At 70.7% G+C, this 19034-nt stretch carries 20 protein-coding genes; 8 read left to right on the top strand and 12 right to left on the bottom strand.

Translation table 11 applies throughout. The features are described from left to right. The first annotated feature begins 2 nt into the window (after nucleotides 1-2). The gene (locus B5557_RS16420; protein ID WP_079660125.1) at nucleotides 3-794 is read left to right on the top strand and encodes a group II truncated hemoglobin; all 792 of its coding nucleotides are present in this window, start codon (nucleotides 3-5) and stop codon (nucleotides 792-794) included. 82 nt (nucleotides 795-876) lie between these two features. Here B5557_RS16420 and B5557_RS16415 read toward each other — a convergent pair whose 3' ends face one another. Further along, on the bottom strand, nucleotides 877-1782 hold the full coding sequence (locus B5557_RS16415) for a helix-turn-helix domain-containing protein (protein ID WP_079660123.1): 906 nt from the start codon (nucleotides 1780-1782) through the stop codon (nucleotides 877-879). 176 nt (nucleotides 1783-1958) lie between these two features. Between B5557_RS16415 and B5557_RS16410 the strand changes: the two genes are divergently transcribed. Next, nucleotides 1959-2999 carry an NAD(P)-dependent alcohol dehydrogenase gene (locus tag B5557_RS16410; RefSeq protein WP_079660122.1) on the top strand — a complete coding sequence of 347 codons (1041 nt, stop codon included), beginning with the start codon at nucleotides 1959-1961 and terminating at the stop codon, nucleotides 2997-2999. Nucleotides 3000-3056: 57 nt separating this feature from the next. Here B5557_RS16410 and B5557_RS16405 read toward each other — a convergent pair whose 3' ends face one another. The 5 genes from B5557_RS16405 to B5557_RS16385 form a co-directional block, all read right to left on the bottom strand. Further along, complete coding sequence (locus tag B5557_RS16405; protein ID WP_079660121.1) at nucleotides 3057-3488, bottom strand: hypothetical protein; 432 nt, start codon at nucleotides 3486-3488, stop codon at nucleotides 3057-3059. 62 nt (nucleotides 3489-3550) lie between these two features. Beyond that, nucleotides 3551-4387 (bottom strand): hypothetical protein, encoded by an 837-nt coding sequence (locus B5557_RS16400; protein WP_079660119.1) that lies wholly within the window; start codon nucleotides 4385-4387, stop codon nucleotides 3551-3553. 15 nt (nucleotides 4388-4402) lie between these two features. Further along, a complete protein-coding gene (locus B5557_RS16395; protein ID WP_079664814.1) occupies nucleotides 4403-5515 on the bottom strand; it encodes a serine hydrolase domain-containing protein in 1113 nt (370 codons plus the stop codon). 78 nt (nucleotides 5516-5593) lie between these two features. Then, nucleotides 5594-6352, bottom strand: a complete 759-nt coding sequence (locus B5557_RS16390) for a DUF4389 domain-containing protein (protein WP_079660118.1) — start codon at nucleotides 6350-6352, stop codon at nucleotides 5594-5596. A 40-nt stretch (nucleotides 6353-6392) separates the two neighbouring features. Continuing rightward, nucleotides 6393-6590: a hypothetical protein gene (locus B5557_RS16385; RefSeq protein ID WP_079660116.1), complete on the bottom strand. Its 198-nt coding sequence runs from the start codon at nucleotides 6588-6590 to the stop codon at nucleotides 6393-6395. A 282-nt stretch (nucleotides 6591-6872) separates the two neighbouring features. Here B5557_RS16385 and B5557_RS16380 point away from each other — a divergent pair, with 282 nt between their 5' ends. Both B5557_RS16380 and manD read left to right on the top strand, forming a co-directional pair. Beyond that, nucleotides 6873-8300, top strand: a complete 1428-nt coding sequence (locus B5557_RS16380; protein ID WP_159424389.1) for a gluconokinase, GntK/IdnK-type — start codon at nucleotides 6873-6875, stop codon at nucleotides 8298-8300. Between the two features lie 26 nt (nucleotides 8301-8326). Then, nucleotides 8327-9571 carry a D-mannonate dehydratase ManD gene (manD, locus tag B5557_RS16375; RefSeq protein WP_079660113.1) on the top strand — a complete coding sequence of 415 codons (1245 nt, stop codon included), beginning with the start codon at nucleotides 8327-8329 and terminating at the stop codon, nucleotides 9569-9571. Nucleotides 9572-9732: 161 nt separating this feature from the next. Here the strand turns inward: manD and B5557_RS16370 are convergent, their stop codons facing one another. From B5557_RS16370 to B5557_RS16360, 3 genes are all read right to left on the bottom strand, one after another. Further along, nucleotides 9733-10017: a hypothetical protein gene (locus tag B5557_RS16370; RefSeq protein WP_079664813.1), complete on the bottom strand. Its 285-nt coding sequence runs from the start codon at nucleotides 10015-10017 to the stop codon at nucleotides 9733-9735. A 200-nt stretch (nucleotides 10018-10217) separates the two neighbouring features. Then, a complete protein-coding gene (locus B5557_RS16365) occupies nucleotides 10218-11492 on the bottom strand; it encodes a hypothetical protein (RefSeq protein WP_079660112.1) in 1275 nt (424 codons plus the stop codon). Between the two features lie 147 nt (nucleotides 11493-11639). Further along, nucleotides 11640-12758 (bottom strand): hypothetical protein, encoded by a 1119-nt coding sequence (locus B5557_RS16360; protein ID WP_079660110.1) that lies wholly within the window; start codon nucleotides 12756-12758, stop codon nucleotides 11640-11642. A gap of 165 nt (nucleotides 12759-12923) precedes the next feature. On the opposite strand from B5557_RS16360, the gene B5557_RS16355 reads away from it, so the two are divergent. After that, entirely contained in the window at nucleotides 12924-14078 is a 1155-nt protein-coding gene (locus tag B5557_RS16355; RefSeq protein ID WP_079660109.1) for a cystathionine gamma-synthase, read from the top strand. A 38-nt stretch (nucleotides 14079-14116) separates the two neighbouring features. Here B5557_RS16355 and B5557_RS16350 read toward each other — a convergent pair whose 3' ends face one another. From B5557_RS16350 to B5557_RS16340, 3 genes are all read right to left on the bottom strand, one after another. Then, nucleotides 14117-14365 carry a hypothetical protein gene (locus B5557_RS16350; protein ID WP_079660107.1) on the bottom strand — a complete coding sequence of 83 codons (249 nt, stop codon included), beginning with the start codon at nucleotides 14363-14365 and terminating at the stop codon, nucleotides 14117-14119. Continuing rightward, nucleotides 14362-14889 carry a sigma factor-like helix-turn-helix DNA-binding protein gene (locus tag B5557_RS16345; RefSeq protein ID WP_079660106.1) on the bottom strand — a complete coding sequence of 176 codons (528 nt, stop codon included), beginning with the start codon at nucleotides 14887-14889 and terminating at the stop codon, nucleotides 14362-14364. Before B5557_RS16345 ends, B5557_RS16350 begins: the two co-directional genes overlap by 4 nt. Nucleotides 14890-15061: 172 nt before the next feature. Further along, nucleotides 15062-15571 (bottom strand): MarR family winged helix-turn-helix transcriptional regulator, encoded by a 510-nt coding sequence (locus tag B5557_RS16340; protein ID WP_173877693.1) that lies wholly within the window; start codon nucleotides 15569-15571, stop codon nucleotides 15062-15064. 163 nt (nucleotides 15572-15734) lie between these two features. Here B5557_RS16340 and ilvA point away from each other — a divergent pair, with 163 nt between their 5' ends. The 3 genes from ilvA to B5557_RS16325 all read left to right on the top strand — a co-directional run bounded on the left by ilvA (nucleotide 15735) and on the right by B5557_RS16325 (nucleotide 18997). Next, a complete protein-coding gene (gene ilvA / locus B5557_RS16335) occupies nucleotides 15735-16964 on the top strand; it encodes a threonine ammonia-lyase (protein ID WP_079660105.1) in 1230 nt (409 codons plus the stop codon). 168 nt (nucleotides 16965-17132) lie between these two features. Then, complete coding sequence (locus B5557_RS16330; RefSeq protein WP_079660104.1) at nucleotides 17133-18137, top strand: ATP-binding cassette domain-containing protein; 1005 nt, start codon at nucleotides 17133-17135, stop codon at nucleotides 18135-18137. Continuing rightward, nucleotides 18134-18997, top strand: a complete 864-nt coding sequence (locus tag B5557_RS16325) for an ABC transporter permease (RefSeq protein WP_079660103.1) — start codon at nucleotides 18134-18136, stop codon at nucleotides 18995-18997. The genes B5557_RS16330 and B5557_RS16325 overlap by 4 nt, the downstream gene beginning before the upstream one ends. The last annotated feature ends 37 nt before the right edge of the window (nucleotides 18998-19034 follow it).

Here is a 19034-nt window from a genome sequence, read left to right as displayed (position 1 = left end):
CCATGACGGCAGCCGAGACAGCCAGCGCACCCACCACAGTCGAGTACATCCGGTACCGCATCCCCGAGGACCGGTCGGCGGAATTCCTCGCCGCCTACAGCCGCGCCGCGCGGCAGCTCGCGGAATCCCCGCACTGCGTCGACTACGAACTCGCCCGCTGCGAGGAGGACTTCGAGCACTTCATCCTGCGGATCACCTGGACGTCGACCGAGGACCATCTCCAGGGATTCCGCACCTCGGACCTGTTCCCGGCCTTTCTCGCGGAGATCCGGCCGTTCATCAAGGACATCGACGAGATGCGCCACTACAAGGCCACGTCGGTGCGCGGCGCCGGCTCTGCCGTGCCCACGCTCTACGAGTGGGCGGGCGGGGCGGAGGCCTTCGCCCGGCTGACCGAGGCCTTCTACACGAAGGTGCTCGCCGACGACCTCCTCGCGCCGGTCTTCGCGGGCCTCGCCCCCGAGCACGCCGAGCATGTCGCCCTGTGGCTCGCGGAGGTGTTCGGCGGGCCGCAGACCTACTCGGCGACTCAGGGCGGCCACAGCCACATGGTGGCCAAGCACATCGGCCGCGACATCAGCGAGCCCCAGCGTCGCCGCTGGGTGAACCTCATCCAGGACGCCGCCGACGAGGCCGGGCTGCCGACCGACGCCGAGTTCCGCTCGGCGTTCCTCGCCTACGTGGAGTGGGGCACGCGGCTGGCCGTGTACTTCTCCGGCCCGGACGCCAAGCCGCCGGCGGAGCAGCCGGTGCCGAAGTGGGGGTGGGGGGCGGCCCCGCCCTACCAGGGCTGAAGCGGGGGTCTGGGGGCGGGCAGCCCCCAGCAACGCCCGCACCAGCACAGGCGCGCTCTCAAGTGCACTCTCAAGCGCACTCTCAAGCGGACGGTGTCTGAGACTCCGCCCCCGCCCGCGTCGCGTCAGCGCCCCAGCTGGCCAGCAGCCGCAGCCCCTCCGCCGAGGCCGAATCCGGCTCCGCGTGGTACGTCACCATCGTCTGCTCGCCGTCGTCGAGAAGCCTGAACCCCTCGAAGTTCAGGGAGAGTTCGCCGACCAGCGGATGCCTCATCCGCTTCACGCCGTGGCTCTTCTCCTTGACGTCGTGCGTGGCCCACAGCCGCCGGAAGTCCTCGCTCTTCACCGACAGCTCGCCCACCAGCGCCGACAGCCGAGGATCGTCCGGATAGCAGCCCGCGTCCATCCGCAGGGCGCAGACGATGTCGATCGCCTTCTGCTCCCAGTCCACGAACAGATCGCGGTAGGCGGGGTGGAGGAAGACCAGCCGGGCCCAGTTGCGCTCCGCCGCCGGCAGCTCCGCCCAGTCGCCGAAGACCGCCGCCGCCATCCGGTTCCACGCCAGGATCTCCGAGCGCCGCCCGACGATGTACGCCGGCACCGAGTCCATCGTGGTCAGCAGCTGCCGCAGCGACACCCGCGCCTGCTGCGGCCGTGCCGTCTGCTTCTTCTTGTGCTTCGGCTTCGCCAGGTGGGTGAGGTGGGCATGCTCGGCGTCCGTCAGCCGCAGCGCCCGGGCGATCGAGTCCAGCACCTCCGCCGACACGTTGCGCCCGTTGCCCTGCTCCAGGCGCGTGTAGTACGCCACGGACACCCCGGCCAGCTGCGCCAGCTCCTCGCGCCGCAGCCCCGGCACCCTGCGGTGCCGTCCGAAGTCCGGCAGCCCCACGTCGTCGGGCTTCAGCCGGGCCCGCCGGGTGCGCAGGAACTCGCTGAGTTCGGCCCGCCGGTCAAGGGGGACGCCGGCGGGTTCGGGGTGTTCGTCCATGCCGTCCAGTATTCCCGGTCGTACGCACAGGAGCCTGACCCCGCCAGTGGTAGGCACAGCAGACGTACACACAGGTGTGGCCTGGGTGATTTCCGCGCCGTCGGGCAGTCTGGAGGCAAGCCCCGGCCCGAAGGCAGGCCGGGGACTACGCAACCCCCCGCTAGGAGACCCCCGGCATGACCACCGTTGCCGCGTACGCCGCACCCGCCGCCAAGGCCCCGCTGGAGCGCACGACGATCGAGCGCCGTCCGGTCGGCGAGTTCGACGTCCTGATCGACATCGAGTTCGCGGGCATCTGCCACTCCGACATCCACCAGGCCAACGAGGGCTGGGGCGAGGCCATCTTCCCGATGGTCCCGGGCCACGAGATCGCGGGCGTCGTCTCCGAGGTCGGCCCCGGCGTCACCAGGCACGCCGTCGGCGACCGCGTCGGCGTCGGCTGTCTCGTCGACTCCTGCCGTGAGTGCGACAACTGCAAGGCCGGTCTGGAGCAGTACTGCACCGGCGGCAGCGTCGGCACGTACAACGCCGTCGGCAAGGACGGCGAGCCCACCTACGGCGGCTACTCGCAGAAGATCGTCGTGGACGAGAACTACGTCGTCCGCATCCCCGACGGTCTCTCCCTCGACGTCGCCGCGCCGCTGCTCTGCGCCGGCATCACCACGTACTCCCCGCTCAAGCACTGGAACGCCGGCCCCGGCAAGAAGGTCGCGATCCTCGGCATGGGCGGCCTCGGTCACATGGGCGTCAAGATCGCGCACGCGCTCGGCGCCGAGGTGACCGTGCTGTCCCAGTCGCTGCGCAAGCAGGAGGACGGGCTGAAGCTGGGCGCCGACCACTACTACGCCACCAGCGACGAGAACACCTTCAAGGAGCTGGCCGGCACGTTCGACCTGATCCTCTCCACGGTCTCGGCCCCGCTGAACCTGGACGCCTACCTGAGGCTGCTCCGCACCGACGGCGCCTTCGTGAACGTCGGCGCGCCCGAGGAGCCCGTCGACCTCAACCTGTTCTCGGTGATCAGCGGCCGCAAGACCCTCGCGGGCTCCGGCATCGGCGGCATCCAGGAGACCCAGGAGATGCTCGACTTCTGCGCCGAGCACGGCTTCGGCGCCGAGATCGAGCTGATCAGCGCGTCGGAGATCAACGAGGCGTACGAGCGGGTGCTCAGCAGCGACGTCCGCTACCGCTTCGTGATCGACGTGTCGACGATCTGAGGATCTGAGGATCGTACGGTGAGCGGGGCCCCTGGCAGGAACGCCGGGGACCCCGCCTCATCCCGCGCAGCCGGCCGTGCCGCCCGAAGACGGCTGGTACAGCGACCACACGATCAGCGCCTGGAGGCCGAGCAGCAGCAGCCCGGCCGGCAGCACGAACCCGGCCATCTGCACCGGGCCGCGCGGGCGCAGCGGCCGCAGGAGCCGCCGGCCGGCGAGCGTCACGGCGGCGAGGGTGGTGAGGAGCCCGGCGTACGCCGCCGCGTACATCGGCCAGGTGTTCGCCAGGTCGTGGCACGCCGCCGACTCCGCGCCGGAGTGCCGGTCCTCGAACACGTTGAACGCGTACGCCGCCAACACCCCGAGCGCGAGCAGTACGACGGACCAGGACGCGATGCCCCAGCCCTCGGGGTCGTCCTTGGCCGCGCTGCCGGTGTCGGCGCCGCCGGTCGCGCCGGTCTTCAGGTCCGTGAGCGTGTCGGTACTCATGCCCTTCAGGAGGGGCGCCGGGCACCTCCGGGTTCCCGCCCGGGGCAGCTGGGTGGGCAGGCTCAGGCGATGGGGAACGTCTCGCCGTCGCCGTAGGACCGCACGACGACCCCGCCCCCGGGAGCGGGCCGCACGGAGTGGGCCCGCCCGAGTCCCGTCACCCGCGCCCGGCCGGATCCGCCTGCGCCCCCGACGCCGACCTCCACCAGGGTGTTCTCGTCGATGGCCACCCCGTGCGCCGGCCGCCCGGCGGCCACCAGGGCGGCCAGCCGCCCCACCGTCCCCCACTGTGCGGCGTGCACGTCCACCCCGAACGGCACGAGCCCGAGCCCGGGCCGCACCTCGACCTCCTCGAGATCCTCGCCGGCGTCCGGCGGACACACGGCGACCCCGTCCATCAGCCACCCCCCGACCACCGCGTCCCGCGCCGCGACCGCGGCCCCCGCGGAGAAGCCGGCGTAGGGAACACCGCGCTCGGCGAGCAGGGCGGGCAAAGAACGGAGCTGTCCGGCGAACGCCTCCTGATACGCGGGCGTCAGCCCACCGCAGACGAGCACCCCGTCCACGTCCCCGGGGAGCGCGCCGACGTCGAACCGCTGCCCGACCGGCACCAGCGACGGCACGGGCGTGCACGGCCCGGCCTTCCGCAACGTGACGTCGTACCGCGCGAACTGCTCGGCGCCGTCGCCCTCGTCGACGAGCACACAGAGGACGCGCGGACCGGAGCCGCCCCCGGCCCCCGGGCCGGCCCCCGGGCCGGCCCCCGAGCCCATCGCCGAGCCGGACGCCGAGCCGGACGCCGCGGCACGCAGGAACGGCCCGTAGACGACGTCGGCGACCGTCCCGTCCCACCCGCCGCCGATCAGGAACACCCGACCGCTCTCATCACCGCTGCTCACGGACTCCGCCTCTCCTCAGCCACCCGCCCGAAGCCCCTTGAGGCCGTCGTAGACGGACATCACGATCTCCATGCCCCGCGTGTCGTCCGCGGGCTCGCACATCTGGTTCGTCACATACGCCACCGTCATCCGCGCCTCGGGGTCGATCATGACGAGCGAGCCGCCCCAGCCGCCCCACCCGTAGGTGTCGCCGAACCGCCCGTAGCCCAGTCCCCAGCTGACCGGCATGCCCAGGACGCGGTCCTGGCCGCTGAACTGTTCCTCCCACGCACGGTCACGGCCCGCCCGCGACAGCAGCCGCACCCCGCGCACCGCACCCCCGCAGGCCATCGCCGACTGGACGAGGGCCACCGAGCGCGCGTTGCCGAAGCCGCTCGCGGCGGGGATCTGCGCCCGGCGCCAGGCCACACTGTTGCCGTCACGGACGCGGATCGCGGTCGCGGCGGTCGGGGCCGTGTTGCCGCCGGGCGCGCTCGCGGCGTAGTCCTCGTCCCGGGACGGGGGCGGGACCATCGGCGCCACCCGGTGGTCGTGCTCGGCCGGCAGTCCCATATGGAAGTCCGCGTCCAGCGGTCCGGCGATCTCGGCGGCGAAGAACTCGCCCGGACTGAGGCCCGTGATCCGGCGTACGACCTCGCCCACCAGGAACCCCTGGGTGAGCGAGTGGTACCCGGCCGCGCTGCCCGGCTCCCACTGCGGCGCCTGGGCGGCCAGGCGCGCCGTGGCGGCCGGCCAGTCGTAGATCTCCTCCACCGGCCCCTCCCAGTCGGGCAGGCCCGCGGTGTGCGCGAGCAGGTGCCGTACCAGCACGCCTTCCTTGCCCGCCGCGGCGAACTCCGGCCAGTACCGGGCGACCGGCGCGTCGAGATCGAGCTCGCCGCGGTCGGCCAGCACCAGCGCGCACAGGGCCGTCATCGTCTTGGTGACGGAATAGACGTTGACGATCGTGTCCCGCCGCCACGGCACCGTGCGCTCCGCGTCGGCGAACCCGCCCCAGACGTCCACCACCGGCTCACCGTCCACGAAGACGGCCACCGAGCCGCCCGTGTCCCCGCCGTCCAGCAGGGCGGCCAGCGCCGTGGGCACCGCGGTGAACAGATCGTCGTACGAGCCCTGGATGTCAGTCATGCCCGCCATCTAGCCCCCACGGACCCGCCGCAGGCAACCGAATTCCACCCGAGCCGGCTTACGTGAGCCACCCGGCCGCTACGGCCCTCCGGGGCCGGGGCCTGGGCGGGCGCTGGGGTCGGGACCGGGGCCTGGGCGAGGGCCGGGACCGGGGCCGGAATCGCTCACCGAGGTCTCCGCCGGAGGGGAGGCCTGTCCGCCCATCTCGAGACGGAACGGCGGGTAGTCATCGGTCATCAGCGCGGCATAGGCAGCCACCCGCGCGACCCAACGGGCCAGGCCGAGCAGCAGGTCGAACAGCTGAACCGGGTAACGGGCCGTCACCGCCAGGATGACCACGGCGACCAGGGAGAGAAAGGGAATCAGGCCACCGCCGTGCCAGCCGTCCTCGCCTCCCCAGCCCCACGCCCAGTCGCCGACGAACATCCCGACGACGATGTACTGCGGGATCGCCAGCAGCCACCACTTCACCAGGACCAACCCACGGGACAGGCGCTCGGGATAGTCGACGTCGAACCGCGCCGGGTAGTCGGGCGCCTTCGCGAGGGTGAACGGCGGGTACCGGTCGGTGCCGAGCGCGGTGTGCGCGTAGAAACTGACCCGCCAGTTCCAGCGCATGACGCCCACATTGAATTCGAAGAGGGGGCGGGGATATCGGCCCGTGAAAAGGATGGCGAAGAACGCGAAGACGGTCACGACGACGAACGCGATCCACAGGAAGAACAGCACGATGTAGTGCGGAATCGCGAGGAGCCACTTCACCAGCCAAAGCCATCTGGACAACCGAGGATCGAGAGTCGCCTCGATATGCACAGGCGAGGACACTTTCCTGATCATGATTCAGGCTCGCACGCGAACCGGAACCCCGCGACTCGTCTCAGAGCAGCAGCGGCAGGCCCACGAGTGCCGCGCCGCTCGCGCCCAGCGCTGCCATGAGCGATCCGGGCCAGTTGCCCGACTGGGCGTACGTCAGCAGCCCTGCCAGCAGTCCCGCGACCACCGCGGCTAAGAAGATGAGAGCCCAGCGCAGGGACAGTCGCTCCGGCGGTGGCGTGGGCGAGGTCGGTTCGGACATACGGCACTCCTGCAGCTGCGTCAGGATTGGCTCCACCGGAACCTCTCGAATGAGTGGGATCGATGACTGACCACCGTAGCCACGTAAGCGGTACCAGAGAAGCCTTCTAATGTGGCATCCCGCTTGGAAAGGGGGCTTAGGGGAGTGGACATGGGGGAGGCGTGCGCGCCGGTGCGCCCCTTACGATTCTCTGCGCTTCTTCAGGCATTGTCCGGACTGCTGACCAGAGCGGCTCTGTGACCTAACGTTCTCGCCATGACTGGTCCTGAATTAGACCCACACGTGGATTCCGAGGACGCGACTCGGGGTTCCACCGCCAAGGTGGTGGAACTACTGGGCTGTCAGATCGTGGAAGGGGCCAAGCCGCGCGATCAGCACCTGACCGTGGACGCCGTCATGCACGAGTTCGGGACCACCCGGCCCATGGCGCGCGAGGCACTGCAGACGCTGCATCAGAAGGGCCTGATCAATCTGCAGCCGCGGATCGGAGCCACCGTTCAGGCGCTGGAACGATGGGACCTCCTGGACCCCGACGTGATCGCGTGGCGTCTGGAGGTGGCCCCCGACAGCCAGATGCGGTCGCTGACCGAGCTGCGGGAGGTGATCGAGCCCCGGGCGGCCAGGCTGGCGGCGCTGAGCAGGTCCGCGGAGGTCTGTCACGACCTGACCAGCCGAGCCCGCACCCTGCTCGCCCTCAGCGAGGAACCGGACTTCGCGCGACAGCGGCAAGGAGCCCCGATCCGGCAGCGCTTCCGGGACGTCGACGCCGCCTTCCACCGCACCCTGCTGGCCGGCTCGCGCAACGAGCTGTTCCTGCGCCTGTCCCACCCGGTCGTCATGGCCTTGAACCACCGGATCGACCGGGACTGGGCGGGCGGCCACCAGGAGGCGACGGTCACGTCGGCGCGCGCCGCGGTCGGCGCCGACACCGTACAGAGCTATCCCACGCGGCCGGAGCCGATCGCCATGTGGCTGCACATGGGGCTGGCCTACGCCGTCGACCAGGGACTGGCGACGGCCTCCGAGGCCTTCGCGGAGGCCATCCTCGCCGAGATCCGGGGCGGCCGACTGCAGGACCCCGCCGTACTCGACCGTCTTCGGGCGGGGCTGGACGAGTTCAACGCGAACGGCCTGCCGATCGCCCGTCGAGACGGATTCCAGGACGCCATGGCCGCGTTGATCCGTGCGCGGCGCGCCCCCGTCGTCGTCATGGGGGTGACCGGGTGCGGCAAGACCACCGTCGGCCAGTACCTGGCGGAGTCGCTCAGGGCGCCCTTCGAGGAGGGCGACCGCTTCCATCCCAGACGCAACGTCGAGTCGATGGAACACGGTGGGCGTCTCGACGACCGCAGCCGCAGTCCGTGGCTGGCCGCCATCGCGGGCCGCATGCGGGCGGCGGGCTCGGAGGAAGGGCTGGTGATCACGTGCTCGGCCCTCAGACGTATCTACCGCGAACTGCTGCGTGTGGCCCGTCCCGATGCGTTCTTCGTGCACCTGGAACTCGACCCGGCCGAGGCCACCGCACGCGTGGCCGAAAGACAGTCGCACTACATGCCCGCCTCCCTGGTGCCCTCACAGTTCGAGGACCTCGAGCCACTGCAGGAGGACGAGGCCGGCATGACCGTCGACGCGACACTGCCCGTCGAACGCATCGTCGCCGAGGTCCAGACCGAGCTGGCCCGGCGCACGCGGCGGCAACCGACCCATTGACCCGATCGAAGAGAGGGGACCTCGCCATGCGGATCGTGTCCGCCGAGGTGATCGTCACCAGCCCGGGACGGAACTTCGTCACCCTGCGCATCACCACCGAGGACGGCCTCACCGGCCTCGGCGACGCCACGCTGAACGGCCGGGAACTGGCCGTTCAGGCCTACCTGGACAGCCATGTCATCCCCCTGCTCCTCGGAGCCGACGCCTCCCGCATCGAGGACACCTGGCAGTACCTCTACCGCGGCGCGTACTGGCGGGGCGGCCCCGTGACCATGGCGGCCGTCGCGGCGGTCGACACAGCGCTCTGGGACATCAAGGCCAAGAGCGCCGGGATGCCCCTGTACCAACTCCTCGGCGGCGCTTCCCGCAGCGGAGCCCTGGCCTACGGGCACGCCTCGGGCCGCGATGTGCCCGAACTGCTCGACTCCGTACGCAAGCATCTGGAGCTGGGCTACCGTGCGATCCGCATTCAGAGCGGCATACCCGGCCTGAACTCCGTGTACGGCGTGGCTGCCTCCGGCGCGGAGGGCGGCGAGCGCTACGACTACGAGCCCGCGCGTCGAGCCGCCGTCGGCGGGCGGCCCCTGCCGGTGGTGGAGACCTGGGACACCCGTGCGTATCTGCGGCACATGCCGTCCGTCTTCGAAGCCGTCCGGGCGGAGTTCGGCCCCGAGCTGCCCTTGCTGCACGACGGGCACCATCGGATGACACCGATCCAGGCCGCTCAGCTGGGCAAGGCACTGGAGCCGTACGACCTGTTCTGGCTGGAGGACGCCACGCCCGCGGAGGACCAGACGGCCCTGCGCCTGATCCGACAGCACACGACCACACCGTTGGCGATCGGTGAGGTCTTCAACTCGGTCTACGACTACACCACGTTGCTCCGCGAGCGGCTGATCGACTATGTGCGCTCCGCCGTCACCCACACCGGTGGTGTCACCGCCGTGAAGAAGCTGCTCGATCTCGCGGACGTCTACGGCATCAAGTCCGGGATGCACGGCCCGACCGACATCTCCCCGGTCGGCATGGCCGCGGCGCTCCACCTGGACCTGGCCGTCCACAACTTCGGCATCCAGGAGTACATGCAGCACTCCGTGCGAACGCTGGAGGTCTTCCGCACGTCGTTCCGCTTCGAGGACGGACTCCTGCACCCGTCCGACACCCCGGGCCTGGGAGTCGAACTGGACACCGAGGCGGCCCGCCACTTCCCCTACGAGCCGGCGTACCTGCCGGTCAACAGGCTGCGGGACGGCACCATGCACGACTGGTGAACCAGGCCATCGGGGCCGTCTCCACGACGTCGCCGGGCCCGGGGACAGGGAGCGGTCGTGGCGCAGGACGAACCTGGCCATGAGCCACACTTTCGCGGGTTCACCGAAGGGGAGTGATCCAGGCCAGGGGAGACCGTCTCATGTGGCCGGTTCGAACGCTGTCATGCGGAAGCCACCACCTTGCCGGCCATCACCTGGGGAGGGTTGGGGAGCAGCGACGCAAGGTTGTCCCGCACGAAGTCCGCAGCCCTCGAAACCGATTCGTCGGCGCCGGCCCGGTCCTGGAACACGCTGGTCGAGACCATCACTCCGTCCCCGGCATCGATCCAGTAGTAGGCCACGAAGCCGGAGACCTGGCGCATGAGCGGCACGAACCCCTCGTTCACGAGACGTGCCGCCTCGGCTGAATCGGTCACCCCTTCGTACCGCCGGACCGCTGCGTACATCAGCAAGCTCCTCATCGCGTTCTGGGTTCGTCCTCTGCGCAGACGTCTGCGCAGACGTCGTACCCCTGCGACGGCTGCCCTGCTCAAAAGCCGACCGGCAATCACCTGATGAGCCGCCCTGGGTGATCCGAACGGCGACCGTCGGCCCGGACACACGGCCCTCCGGACACGTCTTTGCCGCACGCCGATCACGTGAGGGGTCAACCCAGCAGGTCGACGACCTCGCGGTAGCCGTCGTAGGCCTCGCCGTACTGGTGGGCGGCGAGGAGGAACATGGAACGGCCGGTCAACGCCTGTCCCAGTGCCTCCCGGCTCTGCTCCGTGGCTGCCGTGTCGGCCGAGCGGCGCGCGAGTGCCACGTTCTCATCGAAGATCGGGCGCAGTGGCTTCAGGATGCGGTAGCTGCGGTTCTCCCGGTAAAGGGCTGAGCGAACGGTGAGCCTCTGGTGCAGGGCCACCAGCGCGGGAAGATGTCCGGGGTCGGTCCTGGCTGCTTCTCTCAGACCGGCGACCTGTTCTTCGAGGGCGGGCAGGCTGTCGAAGTATGCCCGCTTGATGTCGGGTGACCAGTCATGGAACGGGAAGCCGAACGCGGGCGCGGGCGCACCAGGAGACGCGACGGGCTCCGTCCGCCGGCCGGACAGGGCGTACAGCGTGGTCCACCACGAAAGGATGTTGCTCCAGCTCTTGCGTTCCCCGGTCCTGTCCAGCTCGGACAGGCGGGCCAAGGCGTCCTGTCGGGCCCTGCCTGCCTCGACGCGTCGGCCGGCGGCGTCCAGCATCCCGGCCTGGTGGACCAGTTGCCACGTCAGGATGGCCAGCGGCGAGTTGCCCTCATCGACTTCGGCACGGCCGGCATCCACGACGTCCGCGAAGGCCGCCAGAGCCGTGTCGTGACATCCGGCCGCGTCCAGCTCGGCTGTCCATGCCAGCACGGTCCAGAAATCGACCCGCGCCGAGCCTTCCGAGCGAGTTGCCCGGACCAGTTGTCCGCAGAGCTCCGCGGCCTCCCGGTGATTGCCGTCCTCGGCCAGCGCGGTGGCCAGCTGCCCGTGTCCGTACACGGGACTCGGCACTTGACCGTGCGTGAAACCCCATCGCCCGGCCTCGGCCATCTCCTCACATATGGCGAGGCCCTCAGCCCTTCGTCCGGCGGCATACAGCTCGTACCGGTACGCGGACAGAGCGCTGACGAGCAACTCGGTCCTGTTGGGCTCCCCCGAGTCGATGCGCCGTGCCGTGGCAGCGGCCTCGGCGTGGCGTGCGAGTCGCGCCTCCGGCCGGTCTCGGACCTCCTGCGCGTAGCCGTACGAGAGCAGTGCCCGGGTCAGCTTCGGCAGGTACGTCAGCGGACTCACCGCCGAAAGCACTCGGTACGCCTCGACCTGTTGGCGGACGCTCGGTCTGGCTGATCCGAGCAACATCGTGCGTGCCCGCAGCACCGCATCCTGATCGACCTCGCCGGTGTGATCCACGACGGCGATTCTGGGAGCCGCAGGAGCAGCCGGACAAGGCTGCCGAGCTGTGCCCTTCGTCCTACGAAACCGGCCTTCCACCTGTCATGATGAAGGCGGCATCACCGCTCGGCGGCTGGTGCGTGCCCAGCCGACTTCCGGCCCGCCTCAGTGCGGCAGGCTCGCCGGGCTGCCGCCGTTGGCCTCGTAGCCCGCCACCGCCAGCGCGCGGTAGACCGCGAACTCCGCGGCCGGATCGGGGGAGAGGGTCCAGGGGAGCGCGCCCACGTGGCCGTCCACGTGAATGAGCTGGTTCATCGCCTCCGACCAGCGCTCGGAGCGCACCAGGAAGAAGACCAGCAGGTGACGGACGTGCGCCAGCATCGGGTCGTCGGGCCGGGCCGCGTGCACCGCGAACAGCGCGCCGTGCATCGCCTTCGTCACGACCTCGCTCTGGTAGAAGCTGCTGACCAGGTTCACCTCGGGAAGGTGCTCGAAGACCGCGAAGAGGGGCATGGCCGCGAGGAGGGAGCCACGGGGCGCTCTTGCCGCCGCTGCTTCCGCGAACGAGTACGCCAGCTCCCGCGAACCGTGCCACTTCTCGCACCAGTAGTGCAGAGCCGCGAGGTGCGCCCCCATGTGCGCCGGGGCGCGGTCCAGGATCTTCAGCCAGAGCTGCTCGAACTCCGCCTGTGAGTACCGCAGACCGCGGGCCACCGACAGCTCGACGATGTACGGGATCGGGTCACCCGGAGCCAGCAGTGCCGCCTGGCCGCAGGCGTCCTTCGCCTCCTCCATGATGATCCGGAAGTCGTCCGTGCCCGGCGTCGACGTCCGCCACGCCTGCTGCACCAGGAACTCGGCGTGCACGGCCGCACCGCCCGCGTCCTTCGGCGCCTCCGTCCGCCAAACCCGCAGCCACTGCCCGCCCGGTATCTCGCCGACCCCGCCCGGTCGCTGCTGCAGCTCCAGCGCCGCCGCCCCCGCGAAGGCCTGCACGCGCTGCCAGCGCAGCTCACCCTCGGTCTCCGTGCCGGCCAGCAACTGCTGGGCCGCCCGGTAGTCCTGCGTGTGCTGCACCACGTCCAGGACGTCCAGCAGGTCCTGGTCGGGGCCGGGCATGCGGATGTCCAGCTCCTCCGTGCGCACGAAACCGTAGGTCGCCGGGTCCGCGGCGTCCGGGTGATCAGCCGGAACCAGCTCGACCTGGCCGCGCCTGCGCCGCAGGAACGGCAGCAGCACGAAGCCGATCAGGACCACCGCCATCAGGACCCAGAGAATCTCCATGCCACAAGCGAACCAGACCGCGCCGACAATTGGCCAACCCGGCCCCGCACCTGTGGAAAACCTCCGTCCCGGCCGCTGCCCCCGCGACCGGCCGAACGGCCGTCCCGCGATCGGGTCCGGCGGCCGTCCCGCGCCGGGCGCGTGAGCGGACTACGCTCGGTGCCCATGAGCGACAGGCACATCAGTCAGCACTTCGAGACCCTCGCGATCCACGCGGGCAACACCGCCGATCCCCTCACCGGCGCGGTCGTCCCGCCGATCTACCAGGTCTCGACCTACAAGCAGGACGGCGTCGGCGGACTGCGCGGCGGCTACGAGTACAGCCGCAGCGCCAACCCGACCAGGACCGCCCTGGAGGAGAACCTCGCGGCCCTCGAGGGCGGCCGCCGAGGCCTCGCGTTCGCTTCCGGACTGGCGGCCGAGGACTGCCTGTTGCGTACGCTGCTCAGCCCCGGCGACCACGTGGTCATCCCGAACGACGCCTACGGCGGCACGTTCCGTCTCTTCGCGAAGGTCGTCGCCCGCTGGGGCGTGGAGTGGTCGGTCGCCGACACCGGCGACGCCTCCGCCGTACGGGCCGCGATCACCCCGAAGACCAAGGCCGTGTGGGTGGAGACCCCCTCCAACCCGCTCCTGGGCATCACCGACATCGCCGCCGTCGCCCAGGTAGCCCGGGACGCGGGCGCCCGTCTCGTCGTCGACAACACCTTCGCCACGCCGTACCTGCAGCAGCCGCTGTCGCTCGGCGCGGACGTCGTCGTGCACTCCCTGACGAAGTACATGGGCGGCCACTCCGACGTCGTCGGCGGCGCGCTGATCACCGCCGACGAGGCCCTCGGCGAGGAGCTGGCGTACCACCAGAACGCGATGGGCGCGGTCGCCGGGCCCTTCGACTCCTGGCTGGTGCTGCGCGGCGCCAAGACGCTGGCGGTGCGCATGGACCGGCACAGCCAGAACGCCACCAAGGTCGCCGACATGCTGACCCGGCACGCGCGCGTGACGCACGTGCTCTACCCGGGCCTGCCGGACCACCCCGGTCACGAGGTCGCCGCCAAGCAGATGCGGGCGTTCGGCGGCATGGTCTCCTTCCGGGTCACCGGGGGCGAGGAGGCGGCCGTCGAGGTCTGCAATCGCGCCAAGGTGTTCACCCTCGGGGAGTCCCTGGGCGGCGTCGAGTCCCTGATCGAGCACCCGGGGCGCATGACGCACGCGTCCGTGGCCGGTTCGGCGCTGGAGGTGCCCGGCGACCTCGTCCGGCTCTCCGTGGGCATCGAGAACGTCGACGACCTCCTCGAGGACCTGCAGCAGGCCCTCGGCTAGGTCGGCGGTCAGGTCCTGTCCGGCCACAGCCCCAGGGGCTACCAGTCGGTGAGCGGTGGGGTCGTCTGTGACGGCGGCTCCACCCAGGGCTGGGCCACCGCCGCCCACACCACGAACGCCACGGTCGCCGCGAACAGCAGCAGCCACAGCAGTCGCAGGGCGAGCGTGTGGCGGCGCAGGATACGGCTGCCGCGGCGTACGACGTCGGCGTGGAGGTCCGTCGGCACGCGCGGCGCCGTCCGCTCCATGATCCGGCGTACCGCGGCCTCCCGCTCGGCCCGGTTCACGAGGCCGCCGCCTTCGCCCGGCGCACCGCGGGCGCCGGTCCGCGCGGCGGATGCAGCAGCGTCGCCGTCGCCCGGTCGCAGGCGGTGCGGACACGTTCCGTCGGCAGCCCGAGCAGGGCCGCCACCTGTTCCTCGGCGACGCCCTCGTAGAGCCTCAGGACCAGGATCAGGCGCTCCTGCGGGGTGAGCTGCGCCAGCGTGCCGGAGGCGGAGCGCGGGCGGGTACGGCCAAGGGGCAGGGCGTCGTACAGCTGCCACGCGTACTGGTGCCACGCCTCGTGCGCGAAGCGGGTGGCCAGATACTCGCGGGCACGGTTGTACGGGTCCTCGCCGTGCAGCCGGTCCCAGCACGCGTAGGTGCGCGCGAGGGCCAGCGTCAGCAGCCGACGCGCGCGCGGGTTGTCGTGCGGGGCCTCCGCGGTGAGCAGCGTGGCGGCGTGCAGCAGCCGCCCGCCCGCACCCGCGACGAACGTCTCGAACTCCCGGGCCCGGCGGGCTTCATGGGCCGCACGCGTCTCTCGCACACCGAGCCTCCCGCCTGACGGCGTCCCCCTGGAGGGCCATATGCCCCGGTCTCATATGAGGCCAGGGGCGGGCTTTCGGTCAAGAGCCGCGCACGCCCGCCGGAAAGTCGTCGGAAGGTCACGGGAGAGCGAGGGGACGCGTGTGGGCCGCCGCGCGGGGCGCGGCCGGCGCTCAGGAAGTGGCCGGCGACGGCTCCGTGCCCGGTAGGCCCTGGACCGCCATCCGGGAGGACAGCGCGGTGTTGAAGCGGGTGAGGAGCGCGCAGAACGACTCGCGCTCCTCCGGCGCCCAGTCCTCCGTCAGCTCGGCCATCAACTGACGCCGGGAGGACCGGACTTCCTCCAGACGAGACTGCCCGCGCGGGGACAGCTGGAGCACCACGGCCCGCCCGTCCTCGGGGTGCGAGGTCCGCTTGACCAGGCCGGTGTCGACGAGCGGAGCCACCTGCCGGGTGACCGTGGACGAGTCGATGCCCATGCTCGCGGCGAGCGCCTTGACGCCCATCGGGCCTTCGTTGTCGAGGCGGTTGAGCAGCAGGTACGCGGCGCGGTCCATGGAGTTGCGCACCTGCCCGACACCGCCGAGCCGGGTCTGTTCGGCACGGCGGGCGAACACCGCGACCTCGTGCTGCAGAGTGTCGAGGAGACCGGTGTCACCGACGGTCGTCATGTCCATCGACATTTCAGGTGTTGTGGGCATGGCCGGGGGCTCGCTTCATGAAGAGGCTGCTGGAATGGGGGACAGAGTACGCGGCTGGAAGGCGGGTCGTACCGGCGCTGCGGAAACCGGTCTCGGAGGTTGGTCACAACGGTCGTTCCCGCCTGTGAACTGCGATGCTGGAGTCATGAGCTACAGCACGGCTGACTCCTTGCGCCGCGTCACCCTCGACGATGTGCGCGGCGCCCAGAAGATGCTGTCGGGCGTGGCGCGGGTGACCGCGATGGAGGGCAGCAGGCATCTGACCCAGCTGGTCGGCGCACCCGTCCACTTCAAGTGCGAGAACCTCCAGCGGACGGGATCGTTCAAGCTGCGCGGCGCGTACGTCCGGATCGCCGGGCTGCTGCCGGAGGAGCGGGCCGCGGGGGTCGTCGCGGCGAGCGCGGGCAACCACGCGCAGGGCGTGGCGCTGGCGTCGCGGGTGCTGGGTGTGCGGTCCACGGTGTTCATGCCCAAGGGCGCGCCGCTGCCGAAGATCAGCGCCACGCGTGAGTACGGCGCCGAGGTGCGCCTGCACGGCGCCGTGGTCGACGAGACGCTGGCCGCGGCGCAGGAGTACGCGGCCGACACGGGCGCGGTGTTCATCCACCCCTTCGACCACCCCGACGTCATCGCGGGGCAGGGCACGGTCGGCCTGGAGATCCTGGAGCAGTGCCCGGAGGTGCGCACGATCGTCGTCGGGATCGGCGGCGGCGGTCTCGCGGCGGGCATCGCGGTCGCGGTGAAGGCGCTGCGGCCGGACGTGCGGATCGTCGGCGTGCAGGCGGCGGGGGCCGCCGCGTACCCGCCCTCGCTGGCGGCCGGCCGGCCGGTGTCGATCAGGAACCCGGCGACGATGGCCGACGGCATCAAGGTCGGCCGGCCCGGTGACGTGCCGTTCGGCATCATCGGCGAGCTGGTGGACGAGGTGCGCACGGTGACGGAGGACGAGTTGTCCACCGCGCTGCTGCTGTGCCTGGAGCGGGCCAAACTGGTCGTCGAACCGGCCGGGGCGAGCCCGGTGGCCGCGCTGCTGAGCGACCCCGGCGCCTTCGAGGGGCCGGTCGTCGCGGTGCTGTCCGGGGGCAACGTCGATCCGGTGCTGATGCAGCGGGTGCTGCGGCACGGCATGGCGGCGCAGGGCCGCTACCTGGCCGTACGGCTGCGGTTGACGGACCGGCCGGGCGCCCTTGCCACGCTTCTCGGGGTGTTGTCAGTGGTCGACGCTAACGTTCTCGACGTGAGCCATGTGCGGACCGACCCCCGGCTCGGGCTGACCGAGGCGGAGGTCGAACTGCACCTGGAGACGAAGGGGTCGGCGCACTGCGCCGAGGTCGGCCGGGCCCTGCGCGACGCCGGCTACACCGTCATCGACTGAGGTCAGAGCCCTTTTGTCACTCATTCGTGTAAGTCCGTTGTGAGACGCGATACATCGCGTTATGGTGTGTCTCATGCCGCTCAAGCCGTGCACTTTCGGCCCTGTCGGGCGGAACGAAAAGTACAAACCTAGGCTTTCCGAAGAATCCTCAATGACGTGGAGACTCATATGCCAGGCGCCATCTACGCCGAAGGCCTGGTGAAAACCTTCGGTGACGTAAAGGCTCTGGACGGCGTCGACCTCGACGTCCCGGAGGGCACCGTCCTCGGCCTGCTCGGGCCGAACGGCGCGGGCAAGACCACCGCGGTCCGCTGCCTGACCACCCTCCTGCGCCCCGACCGCGGCCGGGCCGTGGTCGCCGGCCTCGACGTGCTCAAGCACCCCAACGAGGTGCGCCGCTCGATCGGCCTGTCCGGCCAGTTCGCGGCGGTCGACGAATACCTCACCGGCCGCGAGAACCTCCAGATGGTGGGACAGCTCTACCAGATGAAGGCCCGCGCGGCGAAGGCCCGGGCCGCCGAACTGCTCGAGCAGTTCGACCTCGCGGACGCCGGCGACCGCACCGCCAAGACCTACTCCGGAGGCATGCGCCGCCGCCTCGACCTGGCCGCGGCACTGGTGGTCTCACCGCCCGTGATGTTCATGGACGAGCCGACGACCGGCCTCGACCCGCGCAACCGCCAACTGCTGTGGGACGTCATCAAACGGCTCGTGTCCGGCGGCACGACGCTGCTGCTGACCACCCAGTACCTCGAAGAGGCCGACCACCTCGCGCACGACATCGCGGTCGTCGACCACGGCCGCGTCATCGCCCGCGGCACCTCCGACCAGCTCAAGGCCCGCACCGGCGGCGAGCGCGTGGAGGTCGTGGTGCACAACCGCGAACACATCACCACGGCAGCGGAGGTCCTGGCCGGCTTCGGCAAGGGCGAGACGACGGTCGAGCAGCACACCCGCAAGCTCACCGTGCCCGTCTCCGGTGGCGCCAAGCTCCTCGCCGAGGTCATCCGCGAGCTCGACACCCGCGGCATAGAGATAGACGACATAGGTCTGCGCCGCCCCACACTCGACGACGTCTTCCTGTCCCTGACCGGACATGTCGCCGAGGGGAAGACCGAGACGAGCGAAGAGAACAGCCGCAACGGACACAGTGAGAGGGAGACCGTCGAATGAGTGCCGTCACCGACGCCGTACGCGGCGCGGCGCCCGCCCCCGCCCATCCACTCGGACAGTCCGTTCGCGACTCGCTGGTCGTTGCGAAGCGCAACTTGATTCGCATGAGCCGGATTCCGGAAATGGTTATTTTCGGGCTCATCCAGCCCATCATGTTCGTGGTGCTCTTCACCTACGTGTTCGGCGGATCCATGCGGATCGGCGGCAGCACGAGCGCCACCGACTACAAGAACTTCCTCATGGCCGGCATCTTCGCGCAGACCGTCACCTTCGCCACCGCGGGCGCCGGCGCCGGTATAGCCGACGACATGCACAAGGGCCTCATCGACCGCTTCCGCTCCCTGCCGATGGCGCGCGGTGCGGTGCTGACCGGCCGTACCCTCGCCGACCTCGTGCAGACGGCGCTCACCCTGCTCGTCCTCGCGATCGTCGCCCTTCTGGTCGGCTGGCGGGTCGGCTCCGACGGCGACACCAACATCGGCAGGGTGCTGGCCGCCTTCGGTCTGCTGCTCCTGCTGGGCTACGCGTTCACCTGGATCGGCGCCCTGATAGGCCTGAGCGTCCGCACCCCCGAGGCGGCCACCTCCGGCGGACTGATCTGGCTCTTCCCGGTGACGTTCATATCCAACGCCTTCGTCGACACCAGCAACATGACGCCCTGGCTGCGCCACATCGCCGAGTGGAACCCCTTCAGCGCCACCGTCCAGGCCTCCAGGGTGCTCTTCGCCAATCCAGGCCAGTCGCAGTCCGACGCCTGGCCCATGCAGCACCCGGTCTGGGCCTCGCTGATCTACTCGGTCCTGATCGTCCTGATCTTCCGGACGCTCGCGGTCCGCAAGTACCGCTCGGCGACGGCATGACGAAAACCCCCGGCGCACGGGGGCGCCGGGGGCTCGT

It is taken from the genome of Streptomyces sp. 3214.6 (assembly GCF_900129855.1).
Classification (GTDB): Bacteria; Actinomycetota; Actinomycetes; order Streptomycetales; family Streptomycetaceae; genus Streptomyces; species Streptomyces soliscabiei.
Note: the sequence above shows the minus strand (reverse complement) of the source record. Positions and strands in the feature narration are given on the sequence as shown.

Bases quoted from the DNA above. Each gene is read 5' to 3' on its own strand.
- B5557_RS16420 (WP_079660125.1), top strand. From the start codon at position 3: ATGACGGCAGCCGAGACAGCCAGCGCACCCACCACAGTCGAGTACATC.
- B5557_RS16415 (WP_079660123.1), bottom strand. From the start codon at position 1,782: ATGGACGAACACCCCGAACCCGCCGGCGTCCCCCTTGACCGGCGGGCC.
- B5557_RS16410 (WP_079660122.1), top strand. From the start codon at position 1,959: ATGACCACCGTTGCCGCGTACGCCGCACCCGCCGCCAAGGCCCCGCTG.
- B5557_RS16405 (WP_079660121.1), bottom strand. From the start codon at position 3,488: ATGAGTACCGACACGCTCACGGACCTGAAGACCGGCGCGACCGGCGGC.
- B5557_RS16395 (WP_079664814.1), bottom strand. From the start codon at position 5,515: ATGACTGACATCCAGGGCTCGTACGACGATCTGTTCACCGCGGTGCCC.
- B5557_RS16390 (WP_079660118.1), bottom strand. From the start codon at position 6,352: ATGATCAGGAAAGTGTCCTCGCCTGTGCATATCGAGGCGACTCTCGAT.
- B5557_RS16385 (WP_079660116.1), bottom strand. From the start codon at position 6,590: ATGTCCGAACCGACCTCGCCCACGCCACCGCCGGAGCGACTGTCCCTG.
- manD (WP_079660113.1), top strand. From the start codon at position 8,327: ATGCGGATCGTGTCCGCCGAGGTGATCGTCACCAGCCCGGGACGGAAC.
- B5557_RS16370 (WP_079664813.1), bottom strand. From the start codon at position 10,017: ATGTACGCAGCGGTCCGGCGGTACGAAGGGGTGACCGATTCAGCCGAG.
- B5557_RS16360 (WP_079660110.1), bottom strand. From the start codon at position 12,758: ATGGAGATTCTCTGGGTCCTGATGGCGGTGGTCCTGATCGGCTTCGTG.
- B5557_RS16355 (WP_079660109.1), top strand. From the start codon at position 12,924: ATGAGCGACAGGCACATCAGTCAGCACTTCGAGACCCTCGCGATCCAC.
- B5557_RS16340 (WP_173877693.1), bottom strand. From the start codon at position 15,571: ATGTCGATGGACATGACGACCGTCGGTGACACCGGTCTCCTCGACACT.
- ilvA (WP_079660105.1), top strand. From the start codon at position 15,735: ATGAGCTACAGCACGGCTGACTCCTTGCGCCGCGTCACCCTCGACGAT.
- B5557_RS16330 (WP_079660104.1), top strand. From the start codon at position 17,133: ATGCCAGGCGCCATCTACGCCGAAGGCCTGGTGAAAACCTTCGGTGAC.
- B5557_RS16325 (WP_079660103.1), top strand. From the start codon at position 18,134: ATGAGTGCCGTCACCGACGCCGTACGCGGCGCGGCGCCCGCCCCCGCC.